The organism is Mesorhizobium sp., assembly GCF_004962245.1.
Lineage (GTDB): Bacteria > Pseudomonadota > Alphaproteobacteria > Rhizobiales > Rhizobiaceae > Mesorhizobium.
Window position 1 is genome coordinate 20,723 of the sequence record NZ_SUHQ01000011.1, and the last position, 22,144, is coordinate 42,866.

General features: G+C 62.1%; 24 protein-coding genes. 11 read left to right on the forward strand and 13 right to left on the reverse strand.

Going from position 1 to position 22,144, the window contains the following annotated elements; translation table 11 throughout:
- Positions 1-47: 47 nt before the first annotated feature.
- The gene (locus tag E5X88_RS13470) at positions 48-659 is read left to right on the forward strand and encodes a LysE family translocator (protein WP_292161908.1); all 612 of its coding nucleotides are present in this window, start codon (positions 48-50) and stop codon (positions 657-659) included.
- A 12-nt stretch (positions 660-671) separates the two neighbouring features.
- On the opposite strand, the gene E5X88_RS13475 is transcribed toward E5X88_RS13470, so the two are convergent.
- Positions 672-1,034 carry a nuclear transport factor 2 family protein gene (locus tag E5X88_RS13475; RefSeq protein ID WP_292161910.1) on the reverse strand — a complete coding sequence of 121 codons (363 nt, stop codon included), beginning with the start codon at positions 1,032-1,034 and terminating at the stop codon, positions 672-674.
- 48 nt (positions 1,035-1,082) lie between these two features.
- On the reverse strand, positions 1,083-1,541 hold the full coding sequence (locus E5X88_RS13480; protein WP_292161912.1) for an OsmC family protein: 459 nt from the start codon (positions 1,539-1,541) through the stop codon (positions 1,083-1,085).
- 142 nt (positions 1,542-1,683) lie between these two features.
- Here E5X88_RS13480 and E5X88_RS13485 point away from each other — a divergent pair, with 142 nt between their 5' ends.
- The gene (locus E5X88_RS13485) at positions 1,684-2,295 is read left to right on the forward strand and encodes a TetR/AcrR family transcriptional regulator (RefSeq protein WP_292161913.1); all 612 of its coding nucleotides are present in this window, start codon (positions 1,684-1,686) and stop codon (positions 2,293-2,295) included.
- A gap of 156 nt (positions 2,296-2,451) precedes the next feature.
- Here the strand turns inward: E5X88_RS13485 and groL are convergent, their stop codons facing one another.
- Together groL and groES are read right to left on the reverse strand one after the other, a co-directional pair.
- Complete coding sequence (gene groL, locus E5X88_RS13490) at positions 2,452-4,104, reverse strand: chaperonin GroEL (RefSeq protein WP_292161915.1); 1,653 nt, start codon at positions 4,102-4,104, stop codon at positions 2,452-2,454.
- A 62-nt stretch (positions 4,105-4,166) separates the two neighbouring features.
- The gene (gene groES, locus E5X88_RS13495; RefSeq protein ID WP_006203049.1) at positions 4,167-4,463 is read right to left on the reverse strand and encodes a co-chaperone GroES; all 297 of its coding nucleotides are present in this window, start codon (positions 4,461-4,463) and stop codon (positions 4,167-4,169) included.
- Between the two features lie 333 nt (positions 4,464-4,796).
- Here groES and E5X88_RS13500 point away from each other — a divergent pair, with 333 nt between their 5' ends.
- Complete coding sequence (locus E5X88_RS13500; RefSeq protein WP_292161917.1) at positions 4,797-5,732, forward strand: helix-turn-helix domain-containing GNAT family N-acetyltransferase; 936 nt, start codon at positions 4,797-4,799, stop codon at positions 5,730-5,732.
- A 148-nt stretch (positions 5,733-5,880) separates the two neighbouring features.
- Here the strand turns inward: E5X88_RS13500 and E5X88_RS13505 are convergent, their stop codons facing one another.
- Positions 5,881-7,269, reverse strand: a complete 1,389-nt coding sequence (locus E5X88_RS13505) for an FAD-binding oxidoreductase (RefSeq protein ID WP_292161918.1) — start codon at positions 7,267-7,269, stop codon at positions 5,881-5,883.
- Positions 7,270-7,388: 119 nt separating this feature from the next.
- Here E5X88_RS13505 and E5X88_RS13510 point away from each other — a divergent pair, with 119 nt between their 5' ends.
- The 5 genes from E5X88_RS13510 (at position 7,389) to E5X88_RS13530 (ending at position 14,980) form a co-directional block, all read left to right on the forward strand.
- A complete protein-coding gene (locus E5X88_RS13510) occupies positions 7,389-8,297 on the forward strand; it encodes a LysR substrate-binding domain-containing protein (RefSeq protein WP_292161920.1) in 909 nt (302 codons plus the stop codon).
- Positions 8,298-8,483: 186 nt separating this feature from the next.
- Positions 8,484-8,963, forward strand: a complete 480-nt coding sequence (locus tag E5X88_RS13515) for a MarR family transcriptional regulator (protein WP_292162201.1) — start codon at positions 8,484-8,486, stop codon at positions 8,961-8,963.
- Complete coding sequence (locus tag E5X88_RS13520; protein WP_292161921.1) at positions 8,960-10,138, forward strand: HlyD family secretion protein; 1,179 nt, start codon at positions 8,960-8,962, stop codon at positions 10,136-10,138. Before E5X88_RS13515 ends, E5X88_RS13520 begins: the two co-directional genes overlap by 4 nt.
- Positions 10,139-10,556: 418 nt before the next feature.
- Positions 10,557-12,092 (forward strand): DHA2 family efflux MFS transporter permease subunit, encoded by a 1,536-nt coding sequence (locus E5X88_RS13525; RefSeq protein WP_292161922.1) that lies wholly within the window; start codon positions 10,557-10,559, stop codon positions 12,090-12,092.
- Between the two features lie 197 nt (positions 12,093-12,289).
- Positions 12,290-14,980, forward strand: a complete 2,691-nt coding sequence (locus tag E5X88_RS13530) for an EAL domain-containing protein (protein WP_292161923.1) — start codon at positions 12,290-12,292, stop codon at positions 14,978-14,980.
- Between the two features lie 112 nt (positions 14,981-15,092).
- Here E5X88_RS13530 and E5X88_RS13535 read toward each other — a convergent pair whose 3' ends face one another.
- Complete coding sequence (locus E5X88_RS13535; RefSeq protein ID WP_292161924.1) at positions 15,093-15,608, reverse strand: CAP domain-containing protein; 516 nt, start codon at positions 15,606-15,608, stop codon at positions 15,093-15,095.
- A gap of 276 nt (positions 15,609-15,884) precedes the next feature.
- Here E5X88_RS13535 and E5X88_RS13540 point away from each other — a divergent pair, with 276 nt between their 5' ends.
- Entirely contained in the window at positions 15,885-16,115 is a 231-nt protein-coding gene (locus E5X88_RS13540; protein ID WP_292161925.1) for a hypothetical protein, read from the forward strand.
- A 244-nt stretch (positions 16,116-16,359) separates the two neighbouring features.
- On the opposite strand, the gene E5X88_RS13545 is transcribed toward E5X88_RS13540, so the two are convergent.
- The 5 genes from E5X88_RS13545 to E5X88_RS13565 form a co-directional block, all read right to left on the reverse strand.
- On the reverse strand, positions 16,360-16,830 hold the full coding sequence (locus E5X88_RS13545; protein ID WP_292161926.1) for a nuclear transport factor 2 family protein: 471 nt from the start codon (positions 16,828-16,830) through the stop codon (positions 16,360-16,362).
- A gap of 107 nt (positions 16,831-16,937) precedes the next feature.
- Positions 16,938-17,264: a nuclear transport factor 2 family protein gene (locus E5X88_RS13550; RefSeq protein WP_292161927.1), complete on the reverse strand. Its 327-nt coding sequence runs from the start codon at positions 17,262-17,264 to the stop codon at positions 16,938-16,940.
- A gap of 10 nt (positions 17,265-17,274) precedes the next feature.
- Positions 17,275-18,258, reverse strand: a complete 984-nt coding sequence (locus E5X88_RS13555) for a saccharopine dehydrogenase NADP-binding domain-containing protein (RefSeq protein ID WP_292161929.1) — start codon at positions 18,256-18,258, stop codon at positions 17,275-17,277.
- Position 18,259: 1 nt separating this feature from the next.
- A complete protein-coding gene (locus tag E5X88_RS13560; RefSeq protein WP_292161930.1) occupies positions 18,260-18,655 on the reverse strand; it encodes a VOC family protein in 396 nt (131 codons plus the stop codon).
- A 15-nt stretch (positions 18,656-18,670) separates the two neighbouring features.
- On the reverse strand, positions 18,671-19,414 hold the full coding sequence (locus tag E5X88_RS13565; protein ID WP_292161932.1) for an SDR family oxidoreductase: 744 nt from the start codon (positions 19,412-19,414) through the stop codon (positions 18,671-18,673).
- Positions 19,415-19,549: 135 nt separating this feature from the next.
- On the opposite strand from E5X88_RS13565, the gene E5X88_RS13570 reads away from it, so the two are divergent.
- Positions 19,550-20,431 carry an AraC family transcriptional regulator gene (locus E5X88_RS13570; RefSeq protein WP_292161934.1) on the forward strand — a complete coding sequence of 294 codons (882 nt, stop codon included), beginning with the start codon at positions 19,550-19,552 and terminating at the stop codon, positions 20,429-20,431.
- 180 nt (positions 20,432-20,611) lie between these two features.
- Here the strand turns inward: E5X88_RS13570 and E5X88_RS13575 are convergent, their stop codons facing one another.
- Positions 20,612-20,977: a helix-turn-helix domain-containing protein gene (locus E5X88_RS13575; protein ID WP_292161936.1), complete on the reverse strand. Its 366-nt coding sequence runs from the start codon at positions 20,975-20,977 to the stop codon at positions 20,612-20,614.
- Positions 20,978-21,084: 107 nt separating this feature from the next.
- Between E5X88_RS13575 and E5X88_RS13580 the strand changes: the two genes are divergently transcribed.
- Positions 21,085-21,789, forward strand: coding sequence for a glutathione S-transferase family protein (locus E5X88_RS13580; RefSeq protein WP_292161939.1), 705 nt, complete (start codon positions 21,085-21,087; stop codon positions 21,787-21,789).
- A gap of 59 nt (positions 21,790-21,848) precedes the next feature.
- Here the strand turns inward: E5X88_RS13580 and E5X88_RS13585 are convergent, their stop codons facing one another.
- On the reverse strand, positions 21,849-22,055 hold the full coding sequence (locus E5X88_RS13585; protein WP_292161941.1) for a hypothetical protein: 207 nt from the start codon (positions 22,053-22,055) through the stop codon (positions 21,849-21,851).
- Between the last annotated feature and the right edge of the window lie 89 nt (positions 22,056-22,144).

Genomic DNA, 22,144 nt, shown 5'->3' on the forward strand with positions numbered 1-22,144 from the left:
CCCTTGCTGACTACCTTGCCGACGGGCAGGGTACGGGAGGAACCATCGTGAGCATCGAATTCCTGTTGACGTCGCTGATTGTCGTGGCTTCGCCTGGCACCGGCGTTCTCTATACGCTGAGCGCCGGCCTGTCGCGCGGCGCACGCGCCAGCATCATTGCTGCTTTCGGCTGCACGCTCGGCATCATCCCGCATATGGCGGCGGCCATCACCGGCCTGGCGGCGCTGCTGCACACCAGTGCTGTCGCCTTCGAGACGCTGAAATATCTGGGCGTCGCCTACCTGCTCTACATGGCCTGGAACACGCTGAAGGAGGGCGGCGGCTTGAGCGTCGCGCAGGATATCGCGCCGCGCTCGGCCGGCAAGATGATCGCCTCGGGCGTCCTCATCAACATCCTCAACCCAAAACTGTCGATCTTCTTCTTCGCCTTCCTGCCGCAATTCGTCAGCACGACCGAACCGCATGCGCTGTCGAGGATGCTGGAGCTCAGCACCGTCTTCATGCTTTTGACCTTCATCGTCTTCGTCGGCTATGGCATTTTCGCCGCCTCGATCCGCAGCCATGTCGTTTCGCGGCCGATGGTGCTGACGTGGATGCGGCGCACCTTCGCCGGCGCTTTCGTCATGCTCGGCGCAAAGCTGGCGCTGACTGACCGGTAGCGCCAACTGGCGCTACCCCTTCACGTATCCCAGACCCTCGACGATCTTTCCGTCCCGAACGCGCATGATGTTAACTCCTCGAACCCGGTCCGCTTCGCGCTCGCTCCAGCGAAGTTGCCAGCGGATGATCCCACGGTCGCCCATCGCGGAGATTTCCTCAGCTTTGAAGACAAGGTTGGCGGACGATGCCACTCCCTTCCAGAAATTGAGGCAAGCCTCACGCCCTTCGTAGCGCGCTCCATCCGGAGCCGGCGCCGTATTTTCGAGGACGCAGCCCTCGCCGATCAGATCATCGAGGTCTTCGGGGCGATGCATCTCAAATGCGCCGTTGAAGCGTTCCATGATTTCGCGGGTAACGTTGCTTTCAGTGGTCATTTTCTCTCCTCATCCTTGGACATTCACGAGCGTTCCTCCTTCGAGGCACTAATGTGTTGATTTATCTGCGGCAGCCGCGGCGATGAGCTCGGCCTTGAGCCTGATATCAGCCACGCCGGCCAAGGCGCGGGAGACGAGGCATGTTGCTTTCGCGGATTGGGCAAGGCGCTGGAATTCCTCGGGCGAGAGGCCGGGAATTTCGGCTTCCGTTTCAAGGTCGATGCGGGTGATCGTCGGCCCGGCCGCGCTGGCGCCGAGATGCACCTTGGCGACGGTGTGGATCCGCACGGGGACATGGCCGCCGCTGCCGAGCACGGCGCTCAGCGCCATCGAAAAGCACCCGGCATGCGCCGCCGCGATCAGTTCCTCGGGATTCGTGCCGGGACCGTTCTCGAAGCGCGACGGGAAGGAATAGGCGCCTTCGAAAACGCCGCTGCCGAGCCGCAGCCGGCCCGAACCTTCTTTCAACGACCCCTGCCATTGGGCCTCTGCTTCACGGATGGTCATTCGTCGCTCTCCTCTTCGATGAAAGTTGCGGCGGTGGGCATGCCGATCTTTTCCATAATATGTAGATTGATCTACATATTATGTAGACCGATTGTCATATTCGAATCAACGCCTATAATGCTCACTCCTGACAGAGGTTGACATGGCGAACGATACCCGCACCCGCATGCTCGAGGCGACGGCGCTGCTGCTGAGGCAGCGCGGCTATCACGGCACTTCGCTCAACGATATTTTGAGCGCCTCCGGTGCGCCGAGAGGATCGCTCTACTTTCATTTTCCGGGCGGCAAGGACCAATTGGTCGTCGAAGTGACGCGCGACAGCGTCGAAAAGGTCACGCAATGGCTGGGTGAGGCGCTCGCCGCCGAGCGGGACCCGGCGGTGGCCGTCCACCATATCTACCAGTCGGTCGCACGCATGCTGGAGGACAACCAGTTCACGCTTGGCTGTCCGGTCGCGCCCGTAGTGCTGGACTCGCCGGCCGACATGCCGGAGCTGGCCGAACTGTGCCGGTCGGCCTTCGCGCAATGGATAGGCTTGCTGCAGGCGGCCTTCGTCGGGGCAGGGGTGCCCGAACGCCGCGCTCACGCTCTGGCGCTGCTTGTCGAATCATCGCTGGAAGGGCTGATGGTGATCGCGCGCGCCACCCGCGACCGCGCCCCGGTGCTGGCGGTGGCCAATGAGGTCGCCGCGCTGATCGAGGATGCATTGCCTGCCAAAGGGGAACTGACACGGCGCATTGATGCCGCCGTCTGAGCCGGGCAGTCCGCTAAATAAAGCAAACAAAAAGGCGCCTTTCGGCGCCCTTCCGTGAATGCGAGGCAATGCTGGATCAGAAGTCCATGCCGCCACTCAAGCCCGCTTGCGGGCTTGAGCAACTAAGATTCATGGGCGTGCTTTTTATGGATTTCCTTAGAAATCCATGCCGCCCATGCCACCCATGCCACCAGGCATACCGCCCGGCATGCCGCCGCCAGCCGACTCCTTCTTCGGAGCCTCGGCGATCATGGCTTCGGTGGTGACCAGCAGGCCGGCGACCGAAGCCGCGTCCTGGAGAGCCGTGCGCACGACCTTGACCGGATCGACGATACCCATGGCGATCATGTCGCCATACTCGCCGGTCTGGGCGTTGTAGCCGAAGGTCGCGCCCTTGTTCTCAAGGATCTTGCCGGCAACGATCGATGCTTCCGCACCGGCGTTGGCCGCGATCTGGCGGGCCGGAGCCTGCAGCGCGCGACGCACGATGTTGATGCCGGCAGCCTGGTCGGCGTTGACGCCGGTGGCCTTGATGTTGGCCGAAGCGCGCAGCAGGGCAACGCCGCCGCCAGCGACAATGCCTTCTTCGACGGCCGCGCGGGTCGCGTTGAGGGCGTCATCGACGCGGTCCTTCTTTTCCTTGACCTCGACCTCGGTCGCACCGCCGACACGGATGACGGCAACGCCGCCTGCCAGCTTGGCGAGACGTTCCTGCAGCTTCTCCTTGTCGTAGTCCGAGGTGGTCTCCTCGATCTGCTGCTTGATCTGGGCGACACGGCCCTGGATCTCTGCCTTCTTGCCGGCGCCGTCGACGATGGTGGTGTTCTCCTTGGAGATCGACACCTTCTTGGCGCGGCCGAGCATGTTGAGGCCGACATTCTCGAGCTTGATGCCGAGGTCTTCCGAGATGACCTGGCCACCGGTGAGGATGGCGATGTCTTCCAGCATGGCCTTGCGACGATCACCGAAGCCCGGCGCCTTGACGGCGGCGATCTTCAGGCCGCCACGCAGCTTGTTGACGACCAGCGTGGCCAGGGCCTCGCCTTCGACGTCTTCCGAGATGATGAGCAGCGGCTTCGAGGTCTGCACGACGGCTTCGAGAACCGGCAGCATGGCCTGCAGGTTGGAGAGCTTCTTCTCGTGCAGGAGGATGTAGGCGTCCTCGAGATCGGCAACCATCTTGTCGGCGTTGGTGACGAAGTAGGGGCTGAGGTAGCCGCGGTCGAACTGCATGCCTTCGACGACTTCGAGTTCGGTCTCGGCTGTCTTGGCTTCCTCGACAGTGATGACGCCCTCGTTGCCGACCTTCTGCATCGCTTCCGCGATCATCGCGCCGACGGACTCATCGCCATTGGCCGAGATCGTGCCGACCTGGGCGACTTCCTCGGAGGTCTTGATCTTCTTGGCAGCCTTGCCGAGCGCCGCGACGACTTCAGTGACGGCGAGGTCGATGCCGCGCTTCAGGTCCATCGGGTTCATGCCGGCGGCAACCGCCTTGTGGCCTTCCTGGACGATCGACTGCGCCAGAACGGTCGCGGTCGTGGTGCCGTCGCCGGCGATGTCGTTGGTCTTCGAAGCAACTTCGCGGACCATCTGCGCGCCCATGTTCTCGAACTTGTCCTCAAGCTCGATTTCCTTGGCGACGGTGACGCCGTCCTTGGTGATGCGCGGGGCGCCGAACGACTTGTCGATGACGACGTTGCGGCCCTTGGGGCCGAGCGTGACCTTGACCGCGTCGGCGAGGATGTTGACGCCGCGCAGCATGCGCTCGCGGGCGTCGCGGGAGAATTTTACGTCTTTGGCAGCCATGTTTAACTCCTGGCAGAGGCTCGGATCGAGCCCGAAGATTTAAGTGACGGTGAGGCCGATATTCAGCCGATGATGCCCATGATGTCGGATTCCTTCATGATCAGAAGGTCTTCGCCATTGAGCTTGACTTCGGTGCCCGACCACTTGCCGAACAGGATGCGGTCGCCAGCCTTGACGTCCAGCGGGACGAGCTTGCCGGCTTCGTCGCGAGCGCCGGAACCAACGGCGATGATCTCGCCTTCCTGCGGCTTTTCCTTCGCCGTATCCGGGATGATGATCCCGCCGGCGGTCTTGGATTCGGATTCAACCCGGCGTACGACCACGCGGTCATGAAGCGGGCGGAACTTCGACTTTGCCATTTTTTATTCCTCGATGAGAATGGTGAGAACAGTTCCTCCGTCCGGCGGCGCCGGACCTGGTTAGCACTCACCAATGGCGAGTGCTAACGTGGCGGTGAGATAAGCTGGCGGCTTGCGAGAGTCAAGGCGCGAGAGGGTCAAATTCAGCCGTGCCGCTCCGGGATGATGACGTTGCCGGAGCTTCGGCGATTCAAAGACCAGAAGCGGGCACTGTTCCATCATGCCATAGACCCGGTGGAGGTGGTGAGAATGCTGTCGAACCGGCCTGGCCGATCTCCTAAATACTTGACTATGTCAAGTAAATGATTGATCTTGTGCAAGCAGGAGGCTGCCATGACGATTCATCATCAACCCAGCAAGGAGCGGATCGATGCGGTGCGGGCCTTTAACCGCTTCTACACCCGCCAGATCGGTCTGCTTGACGAGGGATGGCTGAAAAGCGCCTTCTCGCTGACCGAGGCTCGGGTGCTCTACGAACTGGCGCATCGCGATGGCCTGACCGCCACTGACCTGGCGCGCGATCTCGGTCTCGATCCCGGCTACCTCAGCCGGCTGTTGAAAAAGTTCGAGGAGCGCGGCCTGGTGGAGCGCACAGCGACGGAAGCCGATGCGCGGCGCTCGTCGATTATGATGACGCCGGCGGGAAGGACGGCCTTCGCGCCGCTGAACCAGGGTTCCCACGATCAGGTCGCGGCCTTGCTCGACCGGCTTCCCGCTCTGGACCAGGACAGGCTGGTCAAGGCCATGCTGACGGTGCAACGCCTGCTTGGCGAGACTGCGGAGCCCAAGGTCCCCTACATGCTGCGGCCTTTGCAGGTTGGCGATATCGGCTGGATCATCCATCGCCAGGGCCTGCTCTACGCGCATGAATATGGCTGGGACGAAACCTATGAGGCGCTGGTCGCCGAAATTCTAGGCGCCTTCGTCAAATCCTTCGATCCGAAACGGGAACGCAGCTGGATCGCCGAGCGGGAAGGGGAGGTCGTCGGCTCGGTCTTCGTCGTACGCAAGTCGGATGCGGTGGCGAAGCTGCGCCTGCTCTATGTCGAACCCTCGGCGCGCGGTCTCGGCATCGGCAGGCGGCTGGTCGAGGAGTGCATCGGCTTTGCCCGTGCGAAGGGGTACAAAACGCTGACGCTGTGGACCAACGACGTGCTCGCCTCAGCGCGCCGCATCTACGAGACATCAGGCTTCAAGCTGGCCGACGAGGAACGCCACCACGCCTTCGGCAAGGACCTGGTCGGCCAGAACTGGAACCTGGAGCTATAACGGCGCTTCCTGCGCTTCCGTGCCGGGCCTTGCGGCCGGCCCGCCTCATGCCTTGACCGGTATCCAGATTTCCAGCCCGCCATAGCGGCCGCGCGGATCGAATTCGGGGCGCATCGGCGATCGGACCCGAAGTCGCCTCGGAAATCGCTCAGATTGTCGGCCTGATGTTCTGATTCAAGCGGAAGAAATTCGTGGGATCATACTTGTTCTTCAGGGCAGCCAATCTCGGGTAGTTCTCGCCGTAAGCCGCCAGAACCCGGTCCGTGCCCTCTTCGCCGAGATTGTTGGCATAGACGCCGCCGGTCGAGAACGGTCTCATTGCGTCCCATAGGTCACGCGCCCAACGGATGTGCGCTTCGTCATCAGCCGGATTGTCCCAGATCGAGATCGGGAAGCAATCGTAAAGCGCATCTCTGTTGGCGTACGGGGTTTCGGCTATCGGTATACGCGAGATTGCGCCGCCAACCTGCTGCAGGACAAGAAGCGACTCGCTGGGTGCGGTCGCATAAGCCGCGAGCAGCGTGTCGATCGCCTGATCCGTGATTTCGCGCATGAACTGCGCCTTCCAGTAGTAGCGCCGCCCGCGCGGAAAGATGCTGTCTCCGGCCGATTGGATTTGAGTATACGAGACGGCAGCGATCTGGTCCTCTACCGGCGTGCCGTATTCTCTCAACGGTTGGACGATTTGCTCGCCCTCGCCGAGCGGGCCGATGTAACACGCTGAGATGCTGAAGAAGCGTTCGCCTGAGGGCGCAGTCACAAGCGCTGCGTCCAGGCTCAACTCATCGGGCGCCTTGCTCGAAAACGTGCGGTAGAACCGCATTGCTTCGCGCGCGTGATCGTAGCGGTGCAGCACGGACCCCGCGATGAGCAGGGGACCCACGGGATGAAGCTTGTACTCGAAGGCTGTAACGATGCCGAAATTGCCGCCGCCGCCCCGAATGCCCCAGAAAAGGTCCGCGTTTTCCGCCGCGTTTGCCTTGAGCAACCGGCCATCCGCCGTCACGATTTCGACGGCTATAAGATTGTCGCAGCTCAGTCCATGTTTGCGGCCAAGCTTGCCGAACCCGCCACCGAGTGTCAGTCCGGCAATGCCGGTATCGGCGTTGACGCCCATGGTCGTCGCGAGACCATGAGCCTGGGTGGCGGCGTCGAACTCTCCCAGGTTCAAGCCGGCCTCCGCGCGCGCTATACGGCGGATCGGGTCGACCTCGATCCGCTTCATGCGTGACACATCAATGACCACGCCGCCGTCGCACACCGAACTGCCGGCGACGTTGTGACCACCGCCGCGAACGGCGACCAGAAGGTTTTGCGACTTGGCAAAGCTGACGGCCGTGACGACGTCGTGGGATTCGGCGCAAAAGATGACCACTGCTGGTCTCTTGTCGACCATTCCATTCCAAACCTTGCGTGCCAGGTCATAGCCTGGATCGTCCGGGAGGACCAAATCCCCGCGAATTGCCTGCCTGAGCCGCGCGATGTCCGATGCCTGCAGAGTTGGCCTGGAATTCTCCGCAAGCTTGAGCATGCTCATTGAGGGGCTCCCTTCGTGATCCGGGGACAGGCTAGACTCCATGATCTCATGGGCCTTCATTCGCCGCAAAGTCGAATATCTCAGTCGCTAGATGAGTTGGATTCATCTAGACTGCATGAATGAGAAAACTTCCGCCGCTCGGATCCCTTCGCGCCTTCGAGGCTGCTGCCAGGCGCATGAGTTTCAGGGAGGCCGCGATCGAACTCGGCGTGACGCCCACGGCCATCAGCCACCAGATTCGATTGCTCGAGAGCGTCTGCGGACAACCCCTGTTTCGGCGGCGCCCGCGGCCGCTTGTGCTTACGGAAGTGGGCGAACGGTTGTTCCCGGTCATTCGCAACGGCTTCGACGCCTTTGCCACCGCAATTGCGTCCGCTTCGGCTGGCGTCGGCCAACGCCCGCTGCGGGTGACGAGCCCGAATGCATTTGCCAGCCGGTGGCTGGTACCGCGTCTGCCAAAATGGCGGGAAGAGCACTCGAAGATTCCTCTGGAGATTATCGGAACCGACTCGGTGTTGGACCTGCGCGCCGGCAATGCCGATGTCGCGATACGCTACGCGCGCAGGATGCCTCCGAACCTTGCCGTCCAGGAGATCTTTCGGGACACGTTCTTTCCGGTGTGCAGCCCGGAATTGCTCGCGAAGGGCACCCGACAGATCGAGCGGGCCGCCGATGTGCTGCAATATCCGCTCATCCATTTTGATTGGATGAACCGTGATCGCGAAGCGCCGACCTGGTCGCGATGGCTGGCGGCGGCACGCTCTGTCGATCCCGACATCCCGGATACCAACAAGGCTTGGGACCTAAGCTTTCGCGAAGAATTGCATGCGATCGACGCGGTCGTGGCAGGCCAGGGTATCGCTATCTGCAGCGACGTGGTCGTCAGCCGCGAACTCAAAAGTGGAGCGCTGGTCAAGGCACATGATCTCTCTCTGCCAGGCTACGGCTTCTATTTCGTTTACGTCCCCGATCACCCCTTGCAGCCGCACATCGAGGCCTTTTCTGCCTGGATGAGATCGTTGGTGTAAGCATTGGCTCAAGCATGACCATCGGGCTCTGGGGGTCCGATGTCGGTGCAAGGCAGAAGTTTTTCCTTCATTGCCATTCATAAATTGCTAACCATGACTGCCTTGCATGGCTGACATACAAATTTATCGGCTCCTGGCGCAACGCAGCGTCTTGAATCATAAGCACGCTTATAATATATGCCGCTCATGGTTTCCGACGGCATCGACAGATTGGGCTTTTTGATCCACGACGTGCAGCGCCTGATGCGCAAGCGCTTCGAGGCGAAGGCCAGCGGACTCGGCCTTTCCTCGGCGCAATGGCGGCTTATGGTCCGCGTCGCCAAGGAAGAAGGCATCACGCAAGCGCGGCTCGCCGAGCTTCTCGAGATCGAACCGATCAGCGTGTCGCGCCTGGTCGACCGCATGGAGGAGGGCGGCTGGATCGAGCGCCGTTCCGACGCCGCCGACCGCCGCGTCCGCATGATCTTTCCGACCGCCAAGGCGAGCGAAGCCTACGCGGAGGTCAAGAGCCTCGCTGGCGAAGTCTATGAGGAATCGCTGACCGGCGTGTCGCCGCAAGATCGCCGCGTCCTGATCAAGGCACTGGAGGCGATGGCCGAAAACCTGGCGGACGGCGAAACGCCGTCCTGCGAGAAAATCAAGGGTGCAGAAGGCGCAGCAGCATGAACGCGGTAGCCAAGGTAGATGAGAATGCGACCAAGCTGGAGATGGAAGCTCCCGCGCAGCCGGCGGCAGTTCCGGTCGAGGTCGCTCCGCAAGGTGCACCGGCGCCGCTGGCGCCGAAGAAGAAGCGCCGTGCCGGCCGTTTCCTTTTGATGTTTGCGCTGCCCGCTGCGCTGATCGCCGGCGGCAGCTATGTCTGGGTGACCGGCGGCCGCTATCAGGAAACCGAGAACGCCAATCTGCAGCAGGCCAAGGTGTCGATCGCCGCCGATACGGCGGGGCGAATCGTTCAGGTCGACATTTTCGACAACCAGTCTGTCAAGCAGGGTGACGTGCTGTTCGCCATCGATCCCGAGCCCTACCGGATCGCGCTGGCCCAGGCCGACGCTGCGGTGGCCGGCGCGCGCCTAAATGTCGAACAACTGCGTGCGGCCTACAGCCAGGCGGTGGCGCAGGAGAAGTCCGACGCCAGCCAGGTCGACTACGCGCAGTCGCAATACGACCGGGCCGCCGACCTTGCCCGCAAGGGCATCAACGCCAAGTCGTCGCTGGACGAGGCCAGGAACGATCTCGACAAGGCCAAGCAGCAACTGGCCGTGGCCCAGCAGGGCATCCTCAGCGCCAAGTCGGCACTTGGTGGCAATCCCGATATCGAGACCGACGAGCATCCGACCGTGATGGCGGCACTCGCCGCGCGCGACAAGGCTGCCTACGATCTGGCGCAGACCACGGTCAGGGCGCCCGCCGACGGCATCGTCAGCCAGGCTGCCTCGTTCAAGGTCGGCCAGTATGTCGGCTCGGGTACGCCGCTGTTTTCGCTGGTCGAGACCGGCGATACCTGGATCGATGCCAATTTCAAGGAAACCCAGCTCACCAACATGAAGCCGGGCCAGAAGGCCGAAATCGTGGTCGACACCTATCCGGGCAAGACCTTCGAAGCCACGGTCAAGGCGATCGGCGCCGGCACGGGGGCCGAGTTCTCGCTGTTGCCCGCCCAGAACGCCACCGGCAACTGGGTCAAGGTCACCCAGCGCATTCCGGTGCGCCTGGAACTGGCCGATGCCGACGCCAAGATGGCGCTGCGCACCGGCATGAGCGCGACAGTCACGGTGGACACCGGCGTTTCCCGCGGGCTTCCGGGCATCTTCGGCCACGCCACGGCGGGCGAAGCGCAATAGGACGTCGGAAGTAGAATTCTCGCTTCACGGCGAGAGAATGCAGAGGACAGGATTGGTCCGGTGGGACGTGCGGTGAGGGTTGGGGTTTGGACCGGGCTGCGTTGCGGCCTGACCGAAGCCTGAACAACGCGACGCAGGTCCTTCGGTCCTCAGGTTTCCGGGCGGCAGGTGTCCGTCTTATCGAGACGCTCGGTCGATGTAACCCCCACATCGATACTCGCGTCCCACCGCGATGAGGGTCTCTTCATACGGAAGGCATCGCCGCCCGGAAACCTAGCGCATCGGCCCGAAAATCGGAATCGATTTTCGGAAAGCACGATGCGCAGACTCAAAAGTACTAGAGCGTACTTTGTGCGTCCAAATGGACGCACGTCGCTCTAGTGTACACGTTTTTGTTACCTGTCGGAAGTTCCGCATCATGAGCACGTCAGAACCCTTTCGCGAAGTGCCGCATCGCGGCCTGATCACCGTTGCGCTCATGCTGGCGACGATCATGCAGGCGCTCGATACGACGATTGCCAACGTCGCGCTGCCGACCATGACCGGCGATCTCGGCGCCTCCCCCGACAATATCAACTGGGTGCTGACCTCGTACATCGTCGCCGCGGCCATCATGACGCCGGTCACCGGCTGGCTTGCCGACCGCTTTGGCCGCAAGGAACTGTTCCTGACAGCGGTGGTCGGCTTCACCATCTTTTCCATGCTGTGCGGTCTGGCATGGAGCCTGGAGAGCATGGTGCTGTTCCGCCTCATGCAAGGCGTGTTCGGCGCGGCGATCGTGCCGCTGTCGCAGACCTTCCTGCTCGACATCAACCCCAAGGAGCGCCACGGCCAGGCGATGGCCATCTGGGGCGCCGGCATTATGCTGGGACCGATCCTCGGCCCGACTCTGGGTGGCTGGTTGACCGAGAATTTCAACTGGCGCTGGGTCTTCTTCATCAACCTGCCGGTCGGCATCATCGCCTTCCTTGGCATGGCCGCATATCTTCCCAGCATTGCCAGGCGGGTGCGGAGCTTCGATTTTTTCGGCTTCGCCATGATATCGCTCGGCGTCGGCGCGCTTCAGCTGATGCTCGATCGCGGCGGCGAGGTCGACTGGTTTTCTTCGGTCGAGATTTGGATCGAGCTTGGTCTTTCGATAACCGGCTTCTGGGTGTTCATCATTCACACGATGACGGCGGAGCACCCCTTCATCGACCCGAAGATCTTCCTCGACCGCAATTTCGTGACCGGGCTGGCATTCATCTTCGTCATGGGTGTGCTCATCCTGGCGAGCATGTCGCTGCTGCCGCCCATGCTGTCCGCCATCTTCGGCTATCCGACCGTCACCATCGGTGTCGTCATGGGGCCGCGCGGTATCGGCACGATGGTTGCGATGCTCGTCGTCGGGCGGCTCATGAGCAAGGTCGACGCCAGAATCCTCGTCGTCATCGGCTTCCTGCTCACCGCGCAGTCGCTCTACACCATGGCCAGCTTCACGCCGCAGATGGACAACTGGCTGATCCTCTCCTCCGGCGTCATCCAGGGCCTGGGAATGGGCATGGTGTTCGTGCCGCTGTCGACCGTGGCTTTCGCCACGCTCGACGCGCGCTACCGCACCGATGCCACGGCGCTATTCAGCCTGGTGCGCAATCTTGGCTCCTCGATCGGCGTGTCGGTGGTGACGGTTCTGCTGGTGCGCAATACGCAGGTCAACCACAGCGAGCTCTCGGCTTTCATCAACCCGTTCAACCCGAACCTGTGGGCGGTCTCGCCAGCGGCGGCAGGCGGCGATCCAACGGCGCTTTCGCAGATGGACAGAATGGTCAATATCCAAGCGATGATGATCTCTTACGTCAATGACTTCAAGCTGCTGATGATGATGACGCTGGTTGCCGTCCCGTTCGTTTTCCTGCTGCGCAAGCCAAAGTCTGGTCCGACCGCCGGCGAGGCACCCGCCGCGCATATGGACTGATGTTCGGGGCCTGCATCCGGGCTCCGAACTCAAAGTCGTAACCGTGAGAACACCACCTGGGTCCCGGCTATCCACGCCCGGTAACCCTCGGGCATAGAACCGGTTCACCTGCCATTAGTATATCCGGACCACTATGCAGTCGTTTAGCTTGCAGGCGAGCCTTCCTTGCCCAAGCGCCGGGCCCGGAGGAATTCCGTTTGGTTACGAAATCATCGAGGCAAGCCGCCGAAGCGCGCGAAGCGCCCGAATCGGCCAATCTCGCCGCGCTGGCGAAACTGACGACCGCCTCGTACGAAAACCTCGAGCGCGAGCTTCGGGCTACGATCGCAACGCTCGAGCGGCAGGCGCTGCGGTTCGAGACGGCGATCGAGAACGTCTCGCAAGGCATCTGCTTTTTCGACGCCGATGAACGGCTGATCCTTTGCAACCGCCGCTATGCGGAGATTTACCGCATTGCGCCTGAGCAATTGCAGCCGGGCGTGACGCTGGGCGAAATCGTCGAGCGCCGCGTCGCTGCCGGGACGTCCGCGATGGCCACCGACGCCTATCTGGCAATGGCCCGGGCGGTCAATGCGGGCACGGCTTCGGGAAACTGGGCCGCCGAACTCGCCGACGGGCGGACAATTCAGATCCGCCATCAGCCGATGCCCGACGGCGGCTGGGTCGCCACGCATGAGGACGTCACGGAACTCACCGCCAATCGCCTGATCGTCGATGAGCGTATCTCGCTGCAAACGCTGATCGACTGGGTGCCCGATTACATGTGGGTCAAGGACACCGAAAGCCGCTTCGTCGTGGCCAACAGGGCCATTGCGTCCGACAGCGGCAAGGACAAGACCAGCGACATGATCGGTTTGACCGATTTCGACCTCCATGCCCCGGAGCTTGCGCAGCGATTTCGCGCCATCGAGCAGGACGTGCTGCGCACCGGGCGGCCGATGATCGACGAGGAAGAGTTTGTGGTCGACGCGTCGGGCACCGGCAAATGGCTCTCGTCGACGAAGGTGCCGTTGCGCAATGGTCAAAATGATGTCTTCGGTCTGGTTGGCATCGCCCGCGACATCACTGCCCGCAAGCAGGCGGACGTCCTTCGAGACGGGCAGGCGCATATACTGGAAATGATCGCGACGAGCGCTCCGCTCGAAGACGTGCTCGACCGCCTCATGCGCCTCGTCGAATCCCAGTTGACGGGGATATTCGGGTCCGTCCTGTTGCTCGACAAGGATGGCAGCAACTTGCACCACGGCGCCGCGCCGAGCTTGGCGAAAGACTATACGAGCGCCATCGACGGGGTTGCCATCGGTTCCAAGGTGGGATCCTGCGGAACCGCCGCCTACCGGCGCGAGCCGGTTATTGTCGCCGACATCATGCAGGATCCGCTTTGGGAGGATTATCGCGAACTGGCGGCCGCCCATGGCTATCGTTCGTGCTGGTCGACCCCGATCCTGTCGCATCAGGGCGCTGTGCTGGGCCTCTTTGCGATGTATTCGATGACGGTGCGCGAACCGACCGAGGCCGAGACCCGGCTCATCGATTTCACGACGCGCATTGCCGGGATCGCCATCGAGCGCAAGCTGGCTGAGGATCGAATACACTTCATGGCCAACCATGATGTGCTGACCGGGCTTCCCAATCGCGCCTTGCTCGAGGACCGGCTTTCGCAGGCGATCCTGTACGCGCAGCGATACGATCGCTGGGTGACGGTGGTGTTCATCGATCTGGACAATTTCAAACTCGTCAATGACACGCTGGGCCACAATGCCGGGGACGAGCTCCTGAAGACCGTTGCCGCCCGCATGGTCGAATGCGTAAGGGCGACCGATACCGTCGTTCGGCTTGGTGGCGACGAATTCGTCATAGTCCTGTTCGACCAGCCGACGAATGTCGATCTCATCGCCGAGACCCTGCAAAAGATCCGTACGGCGATTGCGGAGCCGGTTCAGCTCGGAGCGCATCGGCTGAGGGCGACGGCCAGTATCGGCATCGCAAGCTACCCCAAGGATGGGGCAAACCCGGACGCGCTGCTGGCCAACGCCGATGCGGCCATGTATCGCGCGAAGGAGTTCGGCCGCGACAATTTCCAGTTCTATGCTCCCGAATTCAACACCACGGCGCACGAAAAATTCGTGCTTCAGGAGGAATTGCGAAACGCCCTGGTCCGTTCGGAATTCACCCTTGTCTATCAGCCGCAAGTCGATCTTCGGTCGGGCCGGGTCTTCGCGGTCGAAGCGCTGATACGCTGGAATCATCCGACGCGGGGCACGATAGCGCCGACCGCCTTCATTCCGGCGGCCGAGGAGACAGGCCTGATCGTACCGATCGGCGACTGGGTTCTGCACGAAGCCTGTCGCCAGAACAAGGCCTGGCAGGACGCGGGCCTGCCGCCGATGACTGTCTGCGTGAATGTGTCGGCACGGCAATTCAGGGAAAGGAACCTGATCAGCCGTGTCGTCAACGCGCTCACGGAGAGCGGTCTGGAGGCCGGATATCTCGAGCTGGAGGTGACCGAAAGCCTCATCATGCAGGATATCGACCTGGCGGTCGCGACCATGAACGAACTGCAAAGCCTGGGTGTTCAAATCTCGATCGACGATTTCGGAACGGGCTATTCCAGCCTCAGTGCGCTCAAGACCTTTCCGGTCGCGCGGCTGAAGATCGACAAGTCTTTCATCAACGATCTCGCCGCCGACGAGAACGATCAGGCTGTCGCCAGCGCCGTGATTTCATTGGGTCAAAAGCTCAATCTGAGGGTGATTGCCGAGGGCGTCGAAACAGACGATCAGGTGGCCTTCCTGCGCAAGAACAACTGCGATGAAATGCAGGGCTATCATTTCAGCAAACCGGTTTCGGCCAGCGACATCGAGGACTTGCTCGGCCACAAGGATTGACGGCGTCCCAGCAGTTCCCCGACGATCTTCGCAGCCGATGGCAGCACGCGCTGCGCATATGAAATGACGGCTGCGGCCGGCGGGCTGGTCACGTCGCCCGTTTGCCCGAGCCCTATCTGCCCAGAACCAGGCTCCAGTAGCGCAGCGAACTGTCGCGGCCGTCGCGGACATAGGCCAGACCAAAGCGCGTGAAGCGAGGGTCGAGCATGTTGCGGCGATGGCCGGCCGAATGCATCCAGATATCGAACAGTTTCTGCTCGTCGAAGCGACCCGCGGCGATGTTTTCGGCGGCGGCACCGGCGATGCCGTTGCCCCTGACGCGCGAGGCAAATCCCTTGCCCCAGCCGGTGGCATGGGTCATGCGGCCGCCGCGCGCCATATAGCCGGACTGCTGCAGGGCTGCCTGTTCGAGCCGAGGATCGGGGACAAGCGGTCCAAGACCGGCGGAAGTGCGGATGCCGGCCAGCCTGCCGGCGGCCGTGGCCGAGACACCGGCGCCTTCGCCGGTAGGCAGCACGGTGGCGCAACCAGCGAGCGCGGCCAGTGCGCCAAGGCCGACAGCCCTAAGCAGCATTCGCCTGTTCAAGCCTGATCGGATTTCGCAATTTTCGATGTTTGCAATGGTCATGCCGCCTGACATAAGCGCGATCATGGCTTTTGGCGGGCAGGCGCTCAAAAATCTCGGTCGCTACGGTTCGTTTTCCCGGTGGTAAAATCCGACGCGTGGTACCGAAATACCAGCTTTGCCCCGTCATGGACATGGCGAGCCAATGACCGAATGGCTGGGGGTCGGGTCGCGCCAGGAACCTGCTATGCCGGTAGAGACGATTGACGGTCTCATCGGTATCGGCGGAGCCGCGAATCTGTGGTAAGCCGCCGCTCAACCAACCAAAGGACGACACCTGTGAGCGAACCGACCGTGGCCCAGGCGACCGAAAGTATCTATGCCTCCCTCCGGGCGGACAATGCCGACATCGACGCACATATCGCGACGCTTAAAGCGGCGCTGACACGAGAAGGGATAAAACAGGCGGTGTTCGATCCGACCATGTTGGCGCAGAACAACCGCTCGGGGCGCAAGTTGATGCAGGCCTATTTTCGGCAGCGCGGCGTGAGCGTGAGGTTTTCGGACTAGTAGAGCCGCGCGGGTGATCTCAAGCGCGCCGTTGGGAGTTCTCGGGCCGGTCCGGCGGTTCGCCATCTGGACATCGGGATTGCGCCTATTCCGGCCGTTCGCGCGTTATCCGAAAGTTCCTGGAAGCGGACATGGAAGCGGCTGAGGAGGCGGCATGTTTCCGTCAAGAGCGGTCATCCGCATGAGAATGGCGGCGGAAACAAAAGCCCACCGCCATTCCATTCGCGTCGTCTTCTTTGGAGACTTAGATCTCGGAGAGAACCGTCAGATCGCCCGTCCGCCAGACATTGTCGACCGTATTGCGCGTGATGACCCAGACATCGCCTGCCCGGATCAGCTCGACGTCGTAGCGGTTCTTCATCAGATAATGACGCGAGGGATCGCCACGGGGAACGTGCTGCGCTTCCACGAGCACATCCATGCGCGCCGTGTCGCCGTCGATGGTCACACGCGGATTACTGACGGAGTGGGTGGTGTCCAGCATGCTGAGCGACGTCGACAGGGCCGCGACAATGACATCCCGACCTTCGATGACGGGATATTCGAACCCGGCCTTGGCGGCGGCCGGCCGGAAGTCTGAGACCGCGTTTTCTGCGAGCGACGACGAGAGAAGCTCCTTGTCTCGGAGGTCGATACCAGCCGCGAAGCGATACAGCGCTTCGACGACAGCCAGCTTGTCGGCAGCCCCCTGAGTGAGAGATGGCGAGATTGTCATGAACATACTCCTTCTTGTGCCGGAGGCTTGCGGATGCATGCCTTCCCCGGCATCCGCGCCTCAGGCGCAGATGTTCGTTGTCTTGATGAGACTGTAAGGTGGGCCTGCTACTCGAGATCGGCGTCGATCCGCTCGATCAGGCCCTCAGAATTGATCGCGATCTTGAGGATGCCCACCTCGTGGCCGAAATCTCCCGTGAAATCGAGGCGTACGTTCGCGTTGAAGTTGTCCAGAGTCTCGATGGACAGCAGCCTGCTTGCGGTGTTGTAACCAACGAAGAACCGCTCGAAATAGATCTGGACGCCATCCCTGCCGACGAAGGCGTCGCCGACCGAAACATCGTCGATGACGGCATCGGGAGCGAACAGTGACAGCGCGCCCTCGACGTCGAAGGCGTTTGCGGTCGCGATGAAGGATTCGACGAGCTTCTGCATCGTGCGTTCCTCAGATGTCGACGATCGTGGTGTCGGCGATGGTCTGAGCGAAGCCGCTTCCGAACAGAACGGCGGGCGCCTGGAAGCCGGGGCGGACTTCGCCTGCGAGCACACGGCGGCCAGCTTCGGCCGCAGCCATCGCGGTGAAGGTGTAGCCGTTGACCGTGTCGAGAAGCGAGCGGGTCACCTGGCCTTCCGCGTCAGTGACTTCGACGGCCGCCTGGTATCGGTTCGCGAGACGATCCTCTTCACTCGGCCCATCCGGAAGCAGGGAGAGATCGCCCTGCGGAAAGCCGTCGCCTGTCACATGCACAAAGGTCTCGACATTAGGGACGCCCGTCGACCGCCAGATCGTGATGAGATCGGGAAGTGTCACCGGGAAACAGTCGACCGCACCCTTGCCGAAGTCGAATTTCCGAATGCCCTCGGCAGGAGCGCCGACGAGCTTGCCGTCGATTCGAGCCAGGGTCCGGGTGGTGACATTTTCGACGGCGCTGATCGCCGACCCACGCGAGAGACCACCTGCGACATGCAGCGCGATCCTGATTTTGCGGGGGTCGCGGACCTTCCCGACAGCGTGCCCGGCTAGGCTGCCGAGCATTGCGACGCTGCCACCACCGCCTGGCATCAGCATGATACCTGCTGCCTTCGCCTCGTCGTCCAGGTCTTCGGCCAGACGGTAGCTGTCGAGTTCGGCCGCAGTGTCGAGATAGTGTACGCCGTTGCGGAGCGACGCCCGCATCAGGGCTTCGGCGGTCCGCAGGAAAGGACCGGCGCAGTTCAGCAGGACCGAAATACCGGCAAGGCCTTTGTCGATCGCCGCGGTGTCGTCGAGGCCGAACATCCGGTATTCAACGCCGAGTTCGGCGGCAAGCGCGGAGAGAGACTCCTCTCTGCGGCCTGCGAGAACGAGAGGCGTGCCCGCCGCCTTCGCATGTTTCGCTGCCATGCGGCCGGTATAGCCGGTCGCGCCATAGATCATTAGTTTTGTCATGTCAGTGCTGCCATTCCTTGTAGACGAATTCGAGGCTGTAGCCGTCGGGGTCGCGAACCTGCGCGGCGTAATAGCGTGGGTCGTAGTGAAGCTGCGGGGCGGGCGGATGGATCTCGGTTGCGCCCGCAGCCATGGCGGCGTCGTAGGCGGCATCGACTTGGGTGGTGCCTTTGGCGACGAAGCCGACATGAGCCGAGCGGCCTTCGACGACCCCTTCGCGAAGCCAGAAGAACACCCTGCCGTTCGCCCCAAAACCTTTCAGGTCCGGATGGCCGGGAGGCCCGTCCTTCCCTTCGTAGTCATGTGCATGGACGATTCCGAGCGGTGCCAGCGCCGCCTCGTAGAAGGTGACCGAGCGGGTGATGTCGCTGACTGAGATGAAGACATGATCGAGCACGCTGCTCTCCTTTGGTCAGATGACGTAGCCGCCGGCAACTTCGATGTTCTGGGCGTTGATCCAGCGATTCTCGCTCGACAGAAGGCTGGCCACGACACCGCCAACCTCTTCGGGTTCGCCGACGCGGCCAAGCGCAGTCTGGCCGGCAAGCATCACCTCGAACTCGTCGTTCAGGCCGCCACCAAGTTCGGTGCGGATTGCACCGGGTGCGATCGAGTTCGCCCTAATCCCTCGCTCGCCGAACTCCTTGGCCATGTAGCGGGTCAGGACTTCGAGACCACCCTTGAACGAGGCATAGGGTGCGACGCCGGCCGTCGCCACGCGCGAGGTGGCGCTGGTGATGTTGATGACCTGGCCGCCGTCCACCATCATCGGCAGGAGCATCTGGGTCAGGAAGAAAGGTCCCTTGAGATGGACGTTGAACAGCCCGTCGAACTGTTCTTCCGTCACTGTGACGATCGGATTGAAGAGGCCGTATCCGGCGTTGTTGACGAGATAGTCGAAATCCCCACGGCCCCAGACGGATTGCAGTTGGGCGGCGACGGCGTCACGAAACGCCGGGAAGGAACTGACGTTTCCGACGTCGAGCTTCAGGGCCACGGCCCTGCCGCCGCTCTGCACGATCGTCTTCACGACCTCCCCTGCTTTTTCGGGATTGCTGTTGTAGGTTACGACCACGCCCATGCCGTTGCGGGCGCATTCGACGGCGGTGCTCGCTCCGAGTCCCCGGCTGCTTCCGGTGACGATGACGATCTTCATGGGTCTTTCCTTCTGTGTTCGGTGTGACCTGAAGCTAAGCCTGCAGCGTCTCCCGCGCTCACCCATTTCTCCCTGAAGCTTGCCTATTTCTGCTTCGTGCTTGCGAGGCCTTTCCCGGTCTGTCACGTTCCCCTCATGGAAGAGCAACTTCAGGAACTGCGCAGCCTGGCCTCGTCGGCCGAAAACCGCCGGACGGAAACAGGGATTCCCCGCGTCGCCATGGTCCAGGGCGAAATACCGGAGCACCGGCTTTCGGCCGTCTACGAGCCGATGATCAACCTGATCCTGACCGGCTCGAAGACGATGACGGTCGGCGAACGGACCTTCGCCTACGACCCCGCCACCTATTTCGTCATGTCGGTCGATCTGCCGGCCGTGGGGTCGGTGCATCCGTCGGCCATGGGGGAGCCGTATCTCGCGGTCAGTCTAACGCTCCACCCTCCGACTGTCGCGGCGCTGATCAGTGACCTGCCCGTGCAGGTGTGCAGCAAGCTGTTCGGGTCGGGCTTCTCGGTTGCGCCCGTCAGCGAGGAATTTCTCGACGCCTGGGTGCGAATGCTCCGGCTTATGGACCGGCCGGACGAGGTCGCCGTGCTCGCGCCTGCCTACGAGCGGGAGATCCTGTTCCGGGTGCTGCAGGGACCCTTGGGCTGGATGCTACGGGACATCGCGGCGCCCGACGCGGCGCTCTCACGGATCGGCGTCGCGATCCAGTGGATTCGGCAGAATTTCGCAAAGCCCCTGAGGGTCGAGGCGCTCGCCGAGATGGCGGCCCTGAGCGTCTCGGCATTCCACCGCCATTTCAAGGCCGTCACGGCGCTCAGCCCGATCCAGTACCAGAAGCAGGTCCGCCTGCTGCACGCCCGGACGCTTCTGATGGCCGGAGAGGGAACCGCGACGTCAGTAGCCTTCGGCGTCGGGTACGAAAGTCCGAACCAGTTTAGCCGGGAATATGCCCGACAGTTCGGGCTGCCGCCGTCAAAGGATGTAGTACGTCTTCGAGGAGAGGCCGCTTAACTGTGCCTATGGACCGCCCAGCAACGGACGGTCGGTAGTCGGCCCCGAACACGTCATTCGATGTTCAGCTCAGCGATGAACACTTCTGGTGCTACCCGCGCTCCCGACCCGGACCGCGCAATCCCACCCAAAGCGCGGCTGTCCAGCCTCGAGTAGCAAGGGTCAGGTTTTCACCACTGGCTATTCCGCCGCCACGAGTCGCGTTTCCGCGCTCGATGAAACCCGGCCGGCCCGATCGTCTTCGGTATCTTCCCACCAGTCGCCCAGGGCGTCGATCAGCGGCACAAGCTTGAGGCCGGGCGCTGTGAGGTCGTAGTCCACGCGCAGCGGGTAGCCGGCATGCGCCGTTCGCCGCACGATCCCGGCTACCTCCAGCTTGCGCAGTTCCAGCGCCAGAATGCGGTGCGACACGGTCGGGTTGTCGCGCCTCAGGTCGCTGAAGCGCTTGGTCCCGTCCTTGAGATAGTAGAGCAGCAAGGTGGGCCAGCGACCGCTGAGCACACGCATGGCCTCTTCGATCGGGCAGCTTGAGACGACGTCTTTCATGGGCGGTCCGTGGTTACAGAATAGTGCGTAATTTACATGGGGCGACCAGCGTTTAGGGTCAAGCTCCGCTGCGCAGCGTGATCCCCTAACATGGAAGAGACAAAGATATGGAACCTATTCTCCTTTATGGCTTCCCGGCGGGAAGTTCGATGGGGCTCGTCGCTGCTTTTGAACGCGTCGGACAGCCCTACCGCCTGTGTCGCGTCGACATGCTTATCGAGATGAAGAACGATGCCTATGCCAGCATCAACGGCCGTCAGGAAACGCCGGTGTTGATCACGGACGAGGGCAGGGTGCTCACCGAGACCATGGCGATTGCCGCGTGGCTCGAAGCCCGCGACACGCAACGTCGTATCAGCTTCGACCCTCGTTCGCCGGAAGCGGATCGGATGCATCAGTTGATGGCTTTCGTGAACACCGGTTTTACCGCCGCCTTCAGCCCGCTCTGGGTCGCGTATGAAATGGAGTCGGCCGAACCGGCTCTGCTGGCGACCTTGCGCGACTTTGGCCGCAAGGCCGTTGCCGAGCGCCATGATCGGCTCGAGGCGATGATCCTCGATACGGACTTTCTGGTCGGCGATCGCCTGACACTGGCGGATACCACGCTGATTGGCGTGGCGCGCTGGGCGGAATTCCACAAGGCGGTCGACGGCGCAGCCTATCCCAGGCTGGCGGCGTTGCGCCGGCGGATCGAAAGCGATCCGGTCGTGCGATATGCGAAGGCGATCGAGGATGGCGAAGAGCCCGCCGGCTCTGGCGCCTGTCTTGGCCATGTCCCGCTGGCCGAGGTGATCGAACGCTTTGGCGCCTAGCCCACGTCAGCCGCCCGGCGCCAATGTAGCTCGCGCCGGGCAGTGGATCAGTTTGAAATTCAGCCGGTGCGGCGGAACGCGTTGTTCAAGAGGACGAGCATAAGTTCGTCCTCTGTTTCGATCCCGCTTTGGTAGTGCGTAAGGATGATCGCCGCTACATCTTCACGTTCGGCGCGGCTGACGATGCCCGCGTGGTGGCAGTAGGCGTCTAGTACGCCAACCATCATCCGAACTTCTTCAGGGCTCGTCACAACCCCGAGCTTCATGGTCAACTCTCCCATGATGACCAGTCACCACAATTTAAATCCGGCCCATCTGGAGTCAATAAATTATGAGTTGAAGGGATCAATCGGGC

Bases quoted from the DNA above. Each gene is read 5' to 3' on its own strand.
- E5X88_RS13550 (WP_292161927.1), bottom strand. From the start codon at position 17,264: ATGCAGAAGCTCGTCGAATCCTTCATCGCGACCGCAAACGCCTTCGAC.
- groL (WP_292161915.1), bottom strand. From the start codon at position 4,104: ATGGCTGCCAAAGACGTAAAATTCTCCCGCGACGCCCGCGAGCGCATG.
- E5X88_RS13500 (WP_292161917.1), top strand. From the start codon at position 4,797: ATGACGATTCATCATCAACCCAGCAAGGAGCGGATCGATGCGGTGCGG.
- E5X88_RS13565 (WP_292161932.1), bottom strand. From the start codon at position 19,414: ATGAAGATCGTCATCGTCACCGGAAGCAGCCGGGGACTCGGAGCGAGC.
- E5X88_RS13525 (WP_292161922.1), top strand. From the start codon at position 10,557: ATGAGCACGTCAGAACCCTTTCGCGAAGTGCCGCATCGCGGCCTGATC.
- E5X88_RS13555 (WP_292161929.1), bottom strand. From the start codon at position 18,258: ATGACAAAACTAATGATCTATGGCGCGACCGGCTATACCGGCCGCATG.
- E5X88_RS13535 (WP_292161924.1), bottom strand. From the start codon at position 15,608: ATGACCATTGCAAACATCGAAAATTGCGAAATCCGATCAGGCTTGAAC.
- E5X88_RS13485 (WP_292161913.1), top strand. From the start codon at position 1,684: ATGGCGAACGATACCCGCACCCGCATGCTCGAGGCGACGGCGCTGCTG.
- E5X88_RS13475 (WP_292161910.1), bottom strand. From the start codon at position 1,034: ATGACCACTGAAAGCAACGTTACCCGCGAAATCATGGAACGCTTCAAC.
- E5X88_RS13545 (WP_292161926.1), bottom strand. From the start codon at position 16,830: ATGACAATCTCGCCATCTCTCACTCAGGGGGCTGCCGACAAGCTGGCT.
- E5X88_RS13575 (WP_292161936.1), bottom strand. From the start codon at position 20,977: ATGAAAGACGTCGTCTCAAGCTGCCCGATCGAAGAGGCCATGCGTGTG.
- E5X88_RS13480 (WP_292161912.1), bottom strand. From the start codon at position 1,541: ATGACCATCCGTGAAGCAGAGGCCCAATGGCAGGGGTCGTTGAAAGAA.
- E5X88_RS13585 (WP_292161941.1), bottom strand. From the start codon at position 22,055: ATGAAGCTCGGGGTTGTGACGAGCCCTGAAGAAGTTCGGATGATGGTT.
- E5X88_RS13570 (WP_292161934.1), top strand. From the start codon at position 19,550: ATGGAAGAGCAACTTCAGGAACTGCGCAGCCTGGCCTCGTCGGCCGAA.
- E5X88_RS13520 (WP_292161921.1), top strand. From the start codon at position 8,960: ATGAACGCGGTAGCCAAGGTAGATGAGAATGCGACCAAGCTGGAGATG.
- E5X88_RS13580 (WP_292161939.1), top strand. From the start codon at position 21,085: ATGGAACCTATTCTCCTTTATGGCTTCCCGGCGGGAAGTTCGATGGGG.
- E5X88_RS13515 (WP_292162201.1), top strand. From the start codon at position 8,484: ATGGTTTCCGACGGCATCGACAGATTGGGCTTTTTGATCCACGACGTG.
- groES (WP_006203049.1), bottom strand. From the start codon at position 4,463: ATGGCAAAGTCGAAGTTCCGCCCGCTTCATGACCGCGTGGTCGTACGC.
- E5X88_RS13505 (WP_292161918.1), bottom strand. From the start codon at position 7,269: ATGAGCATGCTCAAGCTTGCGGAGAATTCCAGGCCAACTCTGCAGGCA.
- E5X88_RS13510 (WP_292161920.1), top strand. From the start codon at position 7,389: ATGAGAAAACTTCCGCCGCTCGGATCCCTTCGCGCCTTCGAGGCTGCT.